We start from the raw sequence: 14,396 nt of genomic DNA, 5'->3' as shown, positions 1-14,396 counted from the left end.
GAGGCGGACCCGGGGCGGGGGCGCAGAGCCGGCTGGGGCCACCGGCACGGGCCGCGCTGCCAGGGGCGGCAGCCGCCGACCAGGGCGGGACCAGCGGGGTGGCCGAGCTGCCAGGGGCGGGAGGCGGACCGGGGCGGGGGCGCAGAGCCGGCTTGGGCCAACGGCACGGGCCGAGCTGCCAGGGGTGCGGGCGCGGAGTAGGGCGGGTCCAGTGGGGTGGGCCGAGGTGCCTGGGCGGCGGGCGCGGAATGGGGTGGCCGAGGTGCTGGCGGGGGCGGGGTTTGCGGGGTGGGGTCTGTGGCCTTCGTGTGGGTTTGACCTGGTTGGTTGACGGTTTGATCGACATGTATTGACGCCTCCGCAGGCAGCGGCTACGGTCGTCTCATAATTTAAAGGAAACTTTCCTAATAGTTTCCTAAGCTCCCCACTCCCAGTTCACCCCCCAACCGGATGTCGGAGCATCATGAAACACACCATCCTGAGCAAGATCCTGGCCGGTCTGGCGGCGCTGGTCCTGCCGCTGACCGCCGCGGTCGCGGCCCCGGCGCAGGCCACGGCGTCCGCCGGGGCAGCCGCCTTCGCCGCCTGGGCTCCCTGGACGCCGTACACGGCGGGCACCCGCGTCACGTACAACGGCGTCGAGTACGAATGCCTCCAGAACCACACCTCCCAACCCGGCTGGGAGCCGCCGAACGTGCCCGCCCTCTGGCGGCCCGCCACCGGCGGCGGCACCGACACCACGGCCCCGTCCGTACCCGGGAACCTCCGCTCGACCGGCGTCACGAACAACAGCGTCTCCCTGGCCTGGGACGTCTCCACCGACAACGTGGGCGTCACCGGATACGAGGTCTACCGGGCCGGCACCCTCGTCACGACCGTGACCGGCACCACCTACACCGACACCGGCCGCACCGCCAACACCAGCTACACCTACACCGTCCGAGCCCGCGACGCCGCCGGAAACCGCTCCGCCAACAGCAACACCGTCACCGCCACCACGACGGGCGGCGGCGGCACCGACACCACGGCCCCGTCCGTACCCGGGAACCTCCGCTCGACCGGCGTCACCAGCAACAGCGTCTCGCTCGCCTGGAACGCCTCCACCGACAACGTCGCCGTCACCGGCTACGAGGTCTACCGCGCCGGCACCCTCGTCACCACCGTGACCGGCACCACCTACACCGACACCGGCCGCACCGCCAACACCAGCTACACCTACACCGTCCGCGCCCGCGACGCCGCCGGAAACCGCTCCGCCAACAGCAACACCGTCACCGCCACGACCACGGGCGGCGGCAACGGCGGGGGCGGGAACAAGGTCCTCGGGTACTTCGTGCAGTGGGGCGTCTACCAGCGCGCCTACCACGTCAAGAACATCGACACCAGCGGCTCGGCGGCCAAGCTGACCCACATCAACTACGCCTTCGGCAACGTGCAGAACGGCCAGTGCACCATCGGCGACAGCTACGCCGACTACGACCGCTTCTACCAGGCCGGTGAGAGCGTGGACGGCGTGGCCGACACCTGGGACGCCGGCGCGCTGCGCGGCAGCTTCAACCAGCTGCGCAAGCTCAAGGCCAAATACCCGAACCTGAAGGTGCTGTTCTCCTTCGGCGGCTGGACCTGGTCCGGCGGCTTCGCCCAGGCCGCCCAGAACCCGGCAGCGTTCGCCGAGTCCTGCTACCGGCTGGTCGAGGACCCGCGCTGGGCCGACGTCTTCGACGGCATCGACATCGACTGGGAATATCCGAACGCCTGCGGCCTGACCTGCGACTCCAGCGGCCCGGCCGCGTTCAGGAACCTCATGTCGGCGCTGCGTTCCCGCTTCGGCTCCAACTACCTGGTCACCGCGGCCATCACCGCGGACGGCAACAACGGCGGCAAGATCGACGCGGCCGACTACGGCGGCGCGGCGCAGTACGTCGACTGGTACAACGTCATGACCTACGACTACTTCGGCGCCTTCGCACCCCAGGGCCCGACGGCCCCGCATTCGCCGCTCACCTCCTACACCGGCATCCCGACCCCGGGCTTCTACTCCGACAACGCGATCCAGAAGCTCAAGAGCAAGGGCGTCCCGTCGAGCAAGCTGCTGCTCGGCATCGGGTTCTACGGCCGCGGCTGGGCCGGGGTCACGCAGTCCGCGCCCGGCGGCACGGCCACGGGACCGGCGCCGGGGACGTACGAGCAGGGCATCGAGGACTACAAGGTCCTCAAGACCCGCTGCCCGTCCACCGGGACGGTCGCCGGCACGGCGTACGCGTACTGCGGCAACCAGTGGTGGAGCTACGACACGCCGAGCACGATCGGCGGCAAGATGAGCTACTCGAAGAACCAGGGCCTCGGCGGGGCGTTCTTCTGGGAACTCAGCGGTGACACCACCAACGGCGAGCTGATCACGGCCATGAGGAACGGCCTCGGCTGACCTCGGCCCCAACGACCCGGTGGGCCGACCTCCACTCCGGAGGCCGGCCCACCGGGCTCAGCTCAGCGAGTTCGCCAGGTTCGCGATACTCGCCATGGCGTCGAACGTCAGCTCAGCGCGTCCGCCGGGTGGTGCGAGTGGCCCGCGCGGGCCGCGGCGCCCTTCGCGACCGGCGCGGCGGTGCCGATCGTGCCGGTGTCGAAGGCGTACGTGGCCGCGAGGGTGGCGATGGCGTCGGAGTTCACGTCCAGCGCCTTGTCGCTGATGTTCGCGATCGTGTCGCAGGCGCTGTGGTAGCAAGGGTCGAGCGGGATGCCCGCGGTGCCGCCGAAGATCTCGGCCTCCTCCGCGGTCTTGAGCACCTCGGCCCCGGTGAACAGGCCGCCCGCCGGGATCCCGGCCGCGATGAACGGTCCGTAGTCCGAGCGTCCGGTGAACGCCGTGGCCGTGAACGGCTGACGACGCCCGGCGAAGTACCGCTCGAAGTCCTCCTCGATCACGTCGGACCCGGGAGGCCCGGCGGTCCCGAACGCGTCGCCGTCGCCGTCATAGATGCCGAACGTGTAGTTGGGCGAGGCGATCATGTCGAAGTTCAGGTAGAGGGTGATCCTGGCCCGCTCCTCCGGCGTCAGCGAGGCGACGTAGTGCTCGGAGCCGAGCAGGCCGAACTCCTCGGCGCCCCAGAAGGCGAAGCGCATCTGGTTCTTCGGCTTGGTCTTGGCGAACTGCAACGCCACCTCAAGGATGCCGGCGCTGCCCGAGCCGTTGTCGTTGATGCCGGGCCCCTCCTGGACGCTGTCCAGGTGCGCGCCGAGCATGACCACGTTGTCCGGATTGCCCTTCTTGCTGCTGGCGATCACGTTGTAGGTGGTCCGGGTCTCGACGATCGGGTCCCAGTTCATGGCGACCGCGGTGCCCGCCCCGGCCAGTTCCTGGCCGACCGCGAAGCTGGTGAAGAACGACGGGATCGTCACGCCGGGCCCGCCGAGCGTCGGGTTGAGATCGACCTCGGTACGCCCCTCCTGCCCCTCGTTGAAGACGATCGCCCCGGACGCCCCGGCCGCGAGGGCGTTGTCCACCTTGACGCGGAAGGTGCAGGTCCCGCGCTGCATGAGCGCGATGTTGCCGGCGACGAACCCGGCGAAGTCGCTCGCCTCACAACCGGACGTCGACGAGTTGACCGGCCCCGGAGGGAGCACTAGGTCCACGTTCTGGACCGTGCCGCCGACCTCGCCGGCGGGCGAGTCGCCCATCGCCACGTAGTCGCTGAAGAACCCGTACGTGTACGTCTTCGCCGCCGGGCTGGTCCGCCGCAGCTCCGGCGGCGTGACGTACCCGTCGAAGGTGAACTCGAACGGCTGGATCGTCACGTCGTACCCGGCGGAGCGCAGCTTGCGGGCCACGTAGTCGCGGGAGGCGTCGAATCCGCGGGTGCCGGACACGCGGGTCCCGCCGTTGGCCTTGGCGATGGCCTGTAGCGCCTTCAGGTGTTTCTTGACGTTCTTTCCTGAGACGGCCTTGACGAGCTTGCGTACGGGGTCGTCGTGTCCATGGGCACTGGCGGTGCCGGTGAAGGCAACGGGCGACAGGGCCACGGCGATCGCGGTGATCGTGCCGAGCACGCCCCTGCGCAGGCGTAAACGCATGCTTGCTCCTCGGATGCATGTTGATGGGGAAAACCGGGGGGAAAAATGCGCATGTAGCCCGAAACGTATTGATGGATCCGGCTAGTGGGAAGATTGGCCGTGTATCTGTTGCATCACGGACTTGGAACGTGCTGCGACCACGACGAAAACGGGGATTCCGCATGTCCATATCGCTCCAGGCCACTGGCACCTTCACCATTGGCGACAAAACCGTGCACCGCCTCGGGTTCGGGGCGATGCGGATCACCGGGCCGGGCATCTGGGGGCCGCCGCCGGACCATCCGGAGGCGATCAGGGTGCTGCGCCGCGCCGTCGAGCTGGGGGTGGACTTCATCGACACGGCCGACTCCTACGGCCCGTACATCAGCGAGGAGCTGATCCGCGAAGCGCTGCACCCGTATCCGGAGCAGCTCCTGATCGGCACCAAGGCCGGCTTCGTGCGCACCGGCCCCAATCAGTGGGTCGTTCTCGGGCACCCCGCCTACCTGCGGCAGGAGGTCGAGATGAGCCTGCGCAGGCTGGGGGTGGAGCGCATCGACCTGCTCCAGTTGCACCGCGTCGACCCGCGCTACCCGCTGGACGACCAGGTCGGCGAGCTGAAGGAGCTCCAGGACGAGGGCAAGATCGCGACCGTGGGCCTGTCGGAGGTCGGCGTCGAGGAGATCGAGCAGGCGCGGCGCATCACCGAGATCGTGACCGTGCAGAACCGCTACAACCTCACCGACCGCTCCTCCGAGGACGTGCTGGAGCACTGCGAGCGGCACGACATCGGCTTCGTCCCGTGGAACCCGATCGCGGCCGGCGCCCTGGCCACGCCCGACAGCCCGGTGGTACACGTCGCCAAGGCCGCCGGCGCCACGCCCTCGCAGGTCAGCCTGGCCTGGCTGCTGGCCCGCTCCCCGGTGATGCTGCCGATCCCCGGCACCTCGACGGTCGCCCACCTGGAGGAGAACCTGGCCGCCTCGACCGTGTCGCTGACGCCCGAGCAGCTCAGCGAGCTGAGCGAGAGTTAGCCGCCGAGCGGCCCCGGCTCACCGCGCCGGGGACCGGCCGGGGCCCACCGGTCCCGTGGACCAGCCCGGGCTCACCGGTCCCGTGGAACGGTCCGGGCTCACCGGTCCCGTGGGAACGGTCCGGGCTCACCGGTCCCGTGGAGGCTGGTGACCGAAGCGCACCGGCTTGGTCGCCCGCGACCGCACCGCCGGGTCGGCCATCGCCTGTGCGCGGGAGGAGCGCTCGACCGCGGGGTCGATGACGGGCTCCGCCTCGCCCGCCGCCACGATCCTGCGTACCAGTCGTTCCCGCAGCTCGGCCGCCACTCCGGCGTGCGAGCGGAACCCGGCCAGGTTCGCCAGCTCGTACGGGTCGCTCTCCAGGTCGTACAGGGCCTGCTCGCGGTAGCGGAGGGCAGCGGGGTCGTCCCACGGGTGGGCGTCCTCGGCGACGGCGTAGTACTTCCAGCGCGAGGTGCGGATGCCGCGTCCCACCTCGGACTCGCTCACCTGGAAGAAGACCTCCTCGGGCCAGTCGGCGCGGGAGTCGCGGACCAGGGGCAGGAATGAGCGGCCCTGCATCTCCTCGGGCACCGGCAGCCCGGCCGCCGCCAGCAACGTCGGCGGCAGGTCGATGGTGCTGACCGGGCGGGAGATCGCGCCGCCGCCGTCGAAGCCGGGTCCGCGCAGGGCCAGCGGCACCCGTAGCGAGGCGTCGTGGCAGGAGCGTTTGTACTCGCCGTTGCGGGTCTTGAAGTGGTTGCCGTGGTCGGAGGTGTAGGCCACGATCGTGTCGTCCAGCAGGTCCAGGCTGCGCAGCGCGTCCAGCAGCCGGCCGAGTCCCTCGTCCAGGCGCTTGATCTGGCCCAGGTAGCCGCCCATGTGCTGATGGGCGGTGCCGCCGAGGGCGGCCAGGTCAGGCGGCATCCAACTGCCCTGATAGCGCTCCTCGTAGCCGTCGGGGGCCGGGTAGTTGTCCACCTCGTTCTGGTGGTGCGGCTCCAGCAGCGACACGAACAGGTAGAACGGCTCCTCGTGGTGGTCGGCCACGAACCTGACCGCCGCGTCCAGCAGCGCGTCGGAGCGGTAGCCGGGCAGCAGAACGGGGTCGTTCGCCTCGTCGTAGACGATGGTGCGGTAGGCGTCGGAGGTGTGCTCGAGCGCGTTGGCGCCCAGCCATGACCGGTAGCCGCCGCGCTGCTCCGCCGGGACCGGCTCGGTGTCGGCCAGATGCCACTTGCCGATGTAGCCGGTGGCGTAGCCGGCCGCGCCGAAGTGGTGGGCCAGCGTGCGCTCCCCTGCGGGCAGGGCACGGCCGTTGCGGTGGACACCCGTCGTGGTCGGGTAACGGCCCGTCTGCAGCGCCGCCCGGGCGGGCGCGCACACCGGCTGGGGGGTGATCGCCACCGTGGCCTGCGTACCGTGCCTGGCCATCCTGTCGAGGTTCGGGGTGAGGGGGCCGACGGTGTCCCACCGCTGCTGGTCGGTGAAGACGACGATCACGTTCGGGCGCAAAAGGGAATCTCCTAACGTAGTGACTATTTGAGTCCGGTCAGCGCTATGCCTCGGACGAAGTATCGCTGGGTGAGGACGAACAGCACGGCGGTGGGTACGAAGAGGATCACCGACCCGGCGGCCGTGAGGTGCCACAGCGTGAAGTACTCCTGGTTGAACAGGGTGAGCCCGACCGGGATGGTCCGCATCTCGGGCGTCGAGGTGGCGACCAGCGGCCAGAGGAACTCGTTCCACTGGAAGACGAACGTGAACAGCCCTAGCACAGCCAGCGCCGGCCGCGTCTGCGGCAGGATGACACGCCGGTAGATGCGCAGCTCGGAGGCCCCGTCGATGCGGGCCGCGCTGATCAGGTCGTCGGGGATGGGCTGGATGAACTGCCGCATCAGGAAGATCCCGAACGCGTCCATGAGAAACGGCGTGATCAACCCCTGGTACGTGTTGAGCCACCCCAGGTTGGCCATCAGCACGTACAGCGGGATCATCCGCACGAAGAACGGCACCATCAGCGTGGCCAGCAGCGCCACGAAGAGCGTGTTGCGCAGCGGGAAGCGGAACTTGGCGAAGACGTAGCCGACGAGCGGGTCGAACACCAGGTGCGCCAGCGTGATCACGCCGGCCACGACGAGGCTGTTGACGATGAAGTTCCCGAACGGCGCGCGGGCGAACAGCTCGGCGTAGTTGCCCCACTGGGGCGAGTCCGGCACCAGCACCGCCTCCGCCGAGAGCGTCTCCGCCTCGGTCTGCAGCGACAGCGACACCATGTAGAGCAGCGGCAGCACCGTCACCAGCGAGGCCACTACCAGCAGCGTGTAGAGCAGCGCCTTGCGCATCAGTAGACGACCTCCGCGCGGCGGCCCGCCCTGAGCTGGATGAGCGTGAACGCGACGATCACCATCAGCAGCAGCACCGACTGGGCCGAGGAGTAGCCGAAGTCCCGGGTGCGGAAGGCGACGTTGAAGATGTGGAAGACCGACAGGTCGGTGGCGTCGCCGGGCCCGCCGTTGGTGATGATGTACGCCTGCCCGAACGCCTGGAGCCCCGAGATCACCGCCATCACCGACACGAACAGCGTGGTCGGGGCCAGCAGCGGCAGCGTGATCCGCCAGAAGCGGCGCCAGCCGTCCGCCCCGTCGATCTTGGCGGCCTCGTGGTAGGTCTCCGGGATCCCCTGCAGCCCGGCCAGGAACAGCACCATCGTGTAGCCCACGCTCTGCCACAGCGTGACGGCGGCGATCGTGAGCAGGGGCGCGGTGTTGAGCCACTGCTGCTGGGGCAGCCCGGTCGCGGCCAGCACCCGGTTCAGCACGCCCAGCTCGGGGTCGAGGATGTTGCGCCACAGCAGCCCGACGATCGCCACCGACGTCAGGTACGGCACCAGCAGCAGCACCCGGAAGGCCACCCGCCCCCTGAGCGGCTGGTCGATCACCATCGCCAGGGCCAGCCCGAGCACGATCGACCCGGCCACGACGAGCACCGAGAATCCTACGGTGACCAGGAACGAGTGCCGCACCGCCGGATCGGCCAGGGCCTGGCCGAAGTTGGCCAGGCCGCTCCACTGGTCGGCCTGCGGCCCGGTGCGCAGGCTGGTGGCCACCACGTTGCCGATCGGCAGGTAGAAGAAGGCCGCGAAGAACAGGATCGCCGGGGTGAGGAAGAGGTAGGCGGTCCTGGCGTACCGGCTCGCGAGAGTACGCGGCCGCCGCCGCGCGGTCATTTGAGGAAACCCTCGGCCGCCTGCGTGAACTTCGCGAGCGCCGCGTCGGCCGGCTCGTTCTGGATGAGGATCTGCTGGTACATGACCTTGAGCTGCTCCTCCCACTTGCCGAGCTGGCCGGTCAGCCGGACCTGCTGGGAGGAGTCCTGGGCGTAGGGCAGGGCGTCGGCGAAGACCTTGATGGCCTCGTTCGACCGCACCTCGGGCAGGTCGGCCCAGGAGACGCGCGGCATGAGCATGCCGGTCTCCTTGGTGGCGGCCTGCTCGACCTTGAGGTCGGTGATGCGCTTGATGAAGTCCCACGACAGGTCGGGCCGGGCCGCCTTGGCGGGCACGAACATGCTGACACCGGCCGCCTGGGTGGCCTGCTCCTTGTGCTTCAGCGGCGGGGCGATGCCGAGCTCGATGTCGGGGCTGGTCTTCGCGATCGGATCCAGGTCCCAGGGGCCGGTGAGGATCATGGCGGCGCGCTTGGCGGAGAACAGCTTCTGCGGGCCCGAGTAGTCGGTGCTCGACACGGGCACGGGGGCCACCTTGTACTTGTGGACGAGGTCGGCCTGGAACCGCAGCGCCTCGACGGCGTCGGCCACCGGATCCATGATCTTGCCGGTCTTCGGGTCGTAGGGGGTGACGCCGGCCTGCGTGAGCCAGGGCCAGACGTAGGTGTAGTCCTGGTTGAGCGCGACGCCGTACACGCCGTCCTTGGTCAGCTTCTGGGCCGCGGCCAGGAACTCCTCCCAGGTGGTGGGCGGCTCCAGCCCGGCGTCCCTGAGCATGGCCTTGTTGTAGAGGAGCGTGTTGCAGGTCAGGTGGAGCTGCACGCCGTAGACCTTGCCCTGGTAGGAGTTGCGCTCGACGGTGACGGGCCGCCAGTCGGCGGGGAAGCCCATCGCCGCGCCGTCGCGGTCGACGTAGTCCTGCAGCGAGCGGGCGTTGCCGGAGATGGCGAACTCCTGCACCCAACCGCCGGGCTCCTCGACCAGGTCGGGCACGGTGCCGGAGGCGAAGTCGGCCAGCAGCCGGGTCCGCAGGTCGGGCCACTGATATTTCTGCAGGTTGACCTTCACCTTGTTGGCCTGCTCGAACTCGGCGATCACCTTGCGGTAGGCCTGGTAGTCGTGGCCCGCGTTCCAGTAGACGGTGAAGGTCCCGGGCGCGGCGGTCTGCGCGGGCGGGGCTCCCGCGCAGGCCGACAGCACCGGGACCGCGGCGGCCGCCCCGGCGAGGCGTAGCAGGTCACGGCGGGAGAGCGGGGAGGTCATCTCGGTTTTCCCTTCTAGGACGAGCCCCGCCGCACGAAGGTCCACGACCGGACGATCTCGCGGGCGGGCGGCGGCTCCTCGGCCTGGAGGCGGTCGAAGAGCATGCGTACGACGTCGGTGTAGTCGTGTCTGAGCGGGCCGACGGTGCTGAGCTGCGGATTGCTGATGAGACCCTCGTCGATGTTGCCGGAGCCGACGATGGAGACGTCGCCGGGGACGCTGAGCCCGAGGTCCCTGGCCGCCCAGATCGCGCTGAGCGCGGCCCGGTCGGAGGCGGCGAAGATCGCGTCGGGCCGGTCGGGCGAGCGCAGCAGCTCGGAGGCGGTCTGGTAGGCGGCCACGCGGTCGTCCGCGCCCGAGGTGACGATGCGCTGGTCCACGCCGTGCCGGTCCAGGGCCGAGGTGTAGCCGAGCAGCCGGCCAACGGGCTTGTCGCGATAGAGCTCGTGGCGGTGGGCCATGAACGCGATGCGCCGCCTGCCCTGCGCCAGCAGGTGCTCGACCGCTTCCGCGGACGCCTCCGCCTCCGGAGTGCGTACGAGATCGCAGCCCGCCAGGCCGCTCTCGTTGCTCAGCACCACCATCGGCAGCCCGGTGGCGGCGAGCCCGGCGAGCAGGTCATGGGCGAGGTGGTCGCCGACGACGTTGATCAGCGCGCCGTCGGCGATCCCGCCGCGCAGCATGTCGACGGCGGCGCTCGCCCGGGCCTCGGAGTAGACGGCGAGCGTGACCACGGAGTAACCGCGGGCGTCGGCCATCTCGTGCAGGTCCATGGCCAGCCGTTCGTCGCTGGGCACCCCGCCGAACGTGCTCAGCACCAGGCAGACCCGCTGGGTCCGGCGTTTGCGCAGGCTCCTGGCCGCCTGGTTGGGGGTGTAGCCGAGCTGCCTGGCCGCGTCGAGCACCCGCTGCCGGGTCTTGGCGGCGACGGGGCGGTCCCGGCCGCTGAGCACGTAGGAGACGGTGGCAACCGAGACGTTCGCCAGCTCGGCCACTTGTCGCACTGTTGGTCTCATGTTAGTCGAATAACCTAGCATTCCCTATGGGGATATGGGGAATTGGAGGGCGATCATCTCGGCAGGATGCTGGAGATGGGGTTTGTCGTTAGCCGGGGTGCTCTCGGTGATGTGAATCGATTAACACCCTACGAGGGTGACCTCCGGCCGATCAATAGTCCGGCGTGCCCGGGTTTTCCTGGGCCGCACCGGCCGGGCCGCGGGTGACAAGAGCGAGGCCCGGCCCGTTCCGTGATCAGGCCAGGATGTGCACGGGGTCGGCGAGCAGCTCCAGGAGCTCCCTCATCCAGGCGGCGGCCACCGTGCCGTCGATCGGGCGGTGATCGACGGACAGCGTCACGCGCATCACGTCGGCCACCTTGATCTTGCCCCTGCCTTTGGTGCCGCCTCTCTCGACCACGGGCTCCTGGCGGACCGCGCCGACCGCCAGGATGGCGGACTGGGGTGGGTTGATGATCGCGGCGAACTCCTCGACGCCGTACATGCCGAGGTTCGTCACGGTCAGCACGCCGCCCTCCAGCTCGTCCTGCCGCAGCCGCCCGGCCCGTGCCCGCTCGGCGAGGTCGCAGGTGGCGGCGGCGATCGACGTGATGGACTGGTGCTCGACGGAGCGCAGGACGGGTGTCACGAGCCCGCGCTCGGTCGCCACCGCCACCGACAGGTCCACCGTGCCGAACGTCCGGGTCGCCTCGGGGGTCCAGATGACGTTCATCTCCGGGACGCGCTGGTGGGCGTGGGCGACCGCCTTGACCACCAGGTCGTTGAGCGAGACGCGCCGCCGGGGGTCCGTGTTGAGGCGGTGACGGAGTTTGAGCAGCTTGCCTACGTGGGCGGTGCCGCGCACGTAGAAGTGGGGGGTGGTCTGCTTGCTCTCGGTCAGCCGTGTCGCGATGGCCCGCCGCATCCGCGAGTGCGGCACCTCACCGACCACCCCGGCCTCGGGCTCTGGACGCGCGGCAACGGCGGGAGCGGGGGTGGTATCGAGGGCGGAGATGGCAGCGGGGGCGGGGGTCGGACCGGGAGCGGGAGCGGCGGGAGCGGGAGCGGCGGGAGCGGGAGCGGCGGGAGCGGGAGCGGCGGGCGCGGCCGGGGCTCCACTGTCCGTGGTGGGGGTGTCGGGTCGGGTGAGCGCCGTGCGCTGCTCGATCGCCGCTTCGACGTCCCGCCGGATGATGCGCCCGTTCGGGCCGGTGCCGGTGATGTCCTCGATCGGCACGCCCGCCTCCCGGGCCAGCCGCCGCGCCAGCGGACTGGAGAAGAGCCGGGCGGGCCGGTCAGAAGCGTCGCCCGCGTCGCCCGCGCCGGCCGGGTCGGCCGCGTCGGCCGGATCGGCCGGATCGGCCGACTGGTCGCCGGGGTCGCCCAGGACGGCGATGGCGGTTCCGACCGCGACCGTGGCGCCTTCGGTGGCGAGTGTGCGGAGCAGGACGCCGTCGGTCTCGGCCGCGACGTCGACCACGGCCTTGTCGGTCTCGATCGTGGCGATCACGTCCCCGGCCGCGAACGACGTGCCCACCCCGACCGCCCACCCCTGCAGGACGGCCTCGGTGGCGTTCGCGGCCACCTCCGGCATGCGCAGCAGCCGGGACATCAGTACGCCGCCATCTCGGCGAGCTTGGCCGCCACCTCGTCCTCCATGGCGATGGCCGCCCGTTCCAGCACCTTGCTGATGCTGGGCGAGGCCTCGCCTCCGGTCACCCGCTGCACCGGCTGGTCCAGCCAGTCGAACAGGCGCCGCTGGATCTCATCCGCCAACCACCCGCCGTAGGACGTGCCCACCGGCCCCTGCTCGGCGATCAGTACGTTGTTCGTCTTGCGCACGCTGGCTCCGATGGTGTCCCAGTCGAGGCTGGCCCGGTCGAGCCAGCGCAGATCGATCACCTCCGCGTCCACGCCGAGCGACTCGACGGCCCGCAGCACGTACGAGGTCATGGCCAGGTACGTCAGGACGGTGAGCCGCGAGCCCGCGCGCCGGACGGCGGCCCGGCCGACGGGGATGCAGTAGTCCAGGTCGTCCACCGGCCCCTCACCCGTCGAGGCGTAGAGGTCCACGTGCTCCAGCACCACGACCGGGTCCTCGCAGCGCAGGGCGCTGTTCATCAGGCCCACGTAGTCGAACGGGGTGCTCGGGGCGACGACGCGCCAGCCCGGCGCGGTGGCGAAGATCCCGGCGGGGTCCATGGAGTGCTGGGAGCCGTAGCCGGTGCCCATGGCGACCTTGCTGCGCAGCACGAGCGGCATGGCGTCCGCGCCCCCGTACATGTGCCTGGCCTTGGCGATCTGGTTGAAGAGCTGGTCGGCCGCGACCCACATGAAGTCGGCGTACATGAGCTCGGCCACCGGCCGGTGCCGCCCGTCCGAGGCGAGGCCGCCGGCCAGTCCGGTGAAGGCGTTCTCGCTGATCGGGGTGCCGAGGACGCGGTCGGGGAAGGCGTCCTTGAGGCCGCGGGTGGCGCCGTTGGTGCCGCCGTTCAGCCGGTGCACGTCCTCGCCCAGCACGACGATCGACGGGTCGGTGCTCATCCGCCGCGCCATCACCCCGGCGACGGCGTCGATGAACTTCTGCTCGGCCAGCTCCCCCGTGAACGTGTCCCGGTCCGCCAGGCGCGCGTCGGCGAACTCCCCGAGGTCGCCGCGCACGCCCACGTGCGCGTATCCCGGGTCGGGCCACTCCGCGGGCCTGATCCGGCGCTGTCCTGGCTTGCCGCCGGGGAGGGGCTCCAGCAGGACGTCGCCGATGCCGGTCATGAGCCGGGCGGCCCTGGCGACGGCGGCGTCGATGTCCGCCCGGTCGAGCAGGCCGCGGCGCACCAGGTGGCCGGAGAGCTGCTCGATGGGGTCGCGGGCGCGCCACTGCTGCTCCTCCTCCCGGGTGCGGTAGCCGAAGGCGCTGCCGGGGAAGGGGCCGTTCTGGTGGAAATATCGGTAGACGTCCGCCTCGATGACGGCGGGGCCCTCGCCCGCCCTCATGTGCCGCAGCGCCTCGCGCATGGCCAGGTGGACGGCGAGCACGTCCATGCCGTCCACCTTCCAGCTCGCGACGCCGAAGCCGGGCCCGCGGGCCGAGAGCCGGGGCTCGGCGGTGACCTCCTCGACGCCGGTGGAGACGGCGTAGCGGTTGTTCTCGACGAAGAAGCAGAGCGGCAGGCGCCAGGCGGCGGCCAGGTTGAGGGTCTCCAAGGTGGAGCCGATGTTGGCGGCGCCGTCCCCGAAGTACGTCACCGCCACCGCGCCCTGGCCGGCCCGCCGGTGCGCCCACGCCGACCCGGCCGCGAACGGCACGCCGCCGCCCACGATCGCGTTCGTGCCGATGGCGCCCGCCTCCTTCCAGCGCAGATGCATCGACCCGCCGCGACCGTGGCTGAAGCCCCGGTCCAGGCCGCAGATCTCGGCGAGCGTACGCAGCAGCACCTCACGCACCTCGGGCGAGAAGTCCCTGGTGGGGTCGATGCCCTTGGGCTCCACGTACGCCAGGGCCTTGGCCAGGAACTGGTGGTGCCCTCGGTGGGAGCCGTTGACGGTGTCCGCGCTCGTCAGCGGCAGGATCGAGCCGACGGCGCCGCCCTCCTGGCCGATGCTGGAGTGGGCCGGGCCGTGCACCAGGCCGGACCTGGCGAGATCGAGCACGTGCTCCTCGAACGCCCTGATCAGCAGGAGCTGGCCGAGCATGCTCGTCAGCAGCTGAGGGTCGGCCGCGTCCCAGTCCTCGTCCGTGGCGACGACCTCGACCCAGGGCACGTTCGGTTCGAGCCGGTGATGCTGAGGCATCCCTCAGCCTTACATGCAATGGATCCAAAAGACACCCCTGTCCGGCCCGGCGAACGTG

At 70.5% G+C, this 14,396-nt stretch carries 10 protein-coding genes; 2 read left to right on the top strand and 8 right to left on the bottom strand.

Translation table 11 applies throughout. The features are described from left to right. Positions 1-463: 463 nt before the first annotated feature. Positions 464-2,425 (top strand): glycosyl hydrolase family 18 protein, encoded by a 1,962-nt coding sequence (locus BLS95_RS58845; protein ID WP_090928326.1) that lies wholly within the window; start codon positions 464-466, stop codon positions 2,423-2,425. A 107-nt stretch (positions 2,426-2,532) separates the two neighbouring features. On the opposite strand, the gene BLS95_RS01665 is transcribed toward BLS95_RS58845, so the two are convergent. Then, positions 2,533-4,071 (bottom strand): M28 family metallopeptidase, encoded by a 1,539-nt coding sequence (locus tag BLS95_RS01665; RefSeq protein ID WP_090928324.1) that lies wholly within the window; start codon positions 4,069-4,071, stop codon positions 2,533-2,535. Between the two features lie 161 nt (positions 4,072-4,232). Between BLS95_RS01665 and BLS95_RS01660 the strand changes: the two genes are divergently transcribed. Then, positions 4,233-5,084 carry an aldo/keto reductase gene (locus tag BLS95_RS01660; RefSeq protein ID WP_090928321.1) on the top strand — a complete coding sequence of 284 codons (852 nt, stop codon included), beginning with the start codon at positions 4,233-4,235 and terminating at the stop codon, positions 5,082-5,084. Positions 5,085-5,210: 126 nt separating this feature from the next. Here BLS95_RS01660 and BLS95_RS01655 read toward each other — a convergent pair whose 3' ends face one another. The 7 genes from BLS95_RS01655 to BLS95_RS01625 all read right to left on the bottom strand — a co-directional run bounded on the left by BLS95_RS01655 (position 5,211) and on the right by BLS95_RS01625 (position 14,338). Further along, positions 5,211-6,578, bottom strand: coding sequence for a sulfatase family protein (locus tag BLS95_RS01655; protein ID WP_176992975.1), 1,368 nt, complete (start codon positions 6,576-6,578; stop codon positions 5,211-5,213). A gap of 23 nt (positions 6,579-6,601) precedes the next feature. Beyond that, positions 6,602-7,408: a carbohydrate ABC transporter permease gene (locus tag BLS95_RS01650; protein ID WP_090928319.1), complete on the bottom strand. Its 807-nt coding sequence runs from the start codon at positions 7,406-7,408 to the stop codon at positions 6,602-6,604. Further along, positions 7,408-8,292, bottom strand: coding sequence for a carbohydrate ABC transporter permease (locus BLS95_RS01645; protein WP_090928317.1), 885 nt, complete (start codon positions 8,290-8,292; stop codon positions 7,408-7,410). The genes BLS95_RS01650 and BLS95_RS01645 overlap by 1 nt, the downstream gene beginning before the upstream one ends. Continuing rightward, on the bottom strand, positions 8,289-9,554 hold the full coding sequence (locus BLS95_RS01640) for a sugar ABC transporter substrate-binding protein (RefSeq protein WP_090928315.1): 1,266 nt from the start codon (positions 9,552-9,554) through the stop codon (positions 8,289-8,291). The genes BLS95_RS01645 and BLS95_RS01640 overlap by 4 nt, the downstream gene beginning before the upstream one ends. Before the next feature lie 14 nt (positions 9,555-9,568). Continuing rightward, complete coding sequence (locus BLS95_RS01635) at positions 9,569-10,570, bottom strand: LacI family DNA-binding transcriptional regulator (RefSeq protein ID WP_090928313.1); 1,002 nt, start codon at positions 10,568-10,570, stop codon at positions 9,569-9,571. A gap of 235 nt (positions 10,571-10,805) precedes the next feature. Further along, positions 10,806-12,161: a dihydrolipoamide acetyltransferase family protein gene (locus BLS95_RS01630; RefSeq protein ID WP_090928311.1), complete on the bottom strand. Its 1,356-nt coding sequence runs from the start codon at positions 12,159-12,161 to the stop codon at positions 10,806-10,808. Next, positions 12,161-14,338, bottom strand: a complete 2,178-nt coding sequence (locus BLS95_RS01625; RefSeq protein WP_090928309.1) for an alpha-ketoacid dehydrogenase subunit alpha/beta — start codon at positions 14,336-14,338, stop codon at positions 12,161-12,163. Before BLS95_RS01625 ends, BLS95_RS01630 begins: the two co-directional genes overlap by 1 nt. Positions 14,339-14,396: the final 58 nt, after the last annotated feature.

The sequence above is a fragment of the Nonomuraea jiangxiensis genome (assembly GCF_900099965.1).
GTDB classification, from domain to species: Bacteria; Actinomycetota; Actinomycetes; order Streptosporangiales; family Streptosporangiaceae; genus Nonomuraea; species Nonomuraea jiangxiensis.
Note: the sequence above shows the minus strand (reverse complement) of the source record. Positions and strands in the feature narration are given on the sequence as shown.

Coding starts and splice junctions, on each gene's coding strand:
- BLS95_RS58845 (WP_090928326.1), top strand. CDS start 464: ATGAAACACACCATCCTGAGCAAGATCCTGGCCGGTCTGGCGGCGCTG.
- BLS95_RS01665 (WP_090928324.1), bottom strand. CDS start 4,071: ATGCGTTTACGCCTGCGCAGGGGCGTGCTCGGCACGATCACCGCGATC.
- BLS95_RS01660 (WP_090928321.1), top strand. CDS start 4,233: ATGTCCATATCGCTCCAGGCCACTGGCACCTTCACCATTGGCGACAAA.
- BLS95_RS01650 (WP_090928319.1), bottom strand. CDS start 7,408: ATGCGCAAGGCGCTGCTCTACACGCTGCTGGTAGTGGCCTCGCTGGTG.
- BLS95_RS01645 (WP_090928317.1), bottom strand. CDS start 8,292: ATGACCGCGCGGCGGCGGCCGCGTACTCTCGCGAGCCGGTACGCCAGG.
- BLS95_RS01640 (WP_090928315.1), bottom strand. CDS start 9,554: ATGACCTCCCCGCTCTCCCGCCGTGACCTGCTACGCCTCGCCGGGGCG.
- BLS95_RS01635 (WP_090928313.1), bottom strand. CDS start 10,570: ATGAGACCAACAGTGCGACAAGTGGCCGAGCTGGCGAACGTCTCGGTT.
- BLS95_RS01630 (WP_090928311.1), bottom strand. CDS start 12,161: ATGTCCCGGCTGCTGCGCATGCCGGAGGTGGCCGCGAACGCCACCGAG.
- BLS95_RS01625 (WP_090928309.1), bottom strand. CDS start 14,338: ATGCCTCAGCATCACCGGCTCGAACCGAACGTGCCCTGGGTCGAGGTC.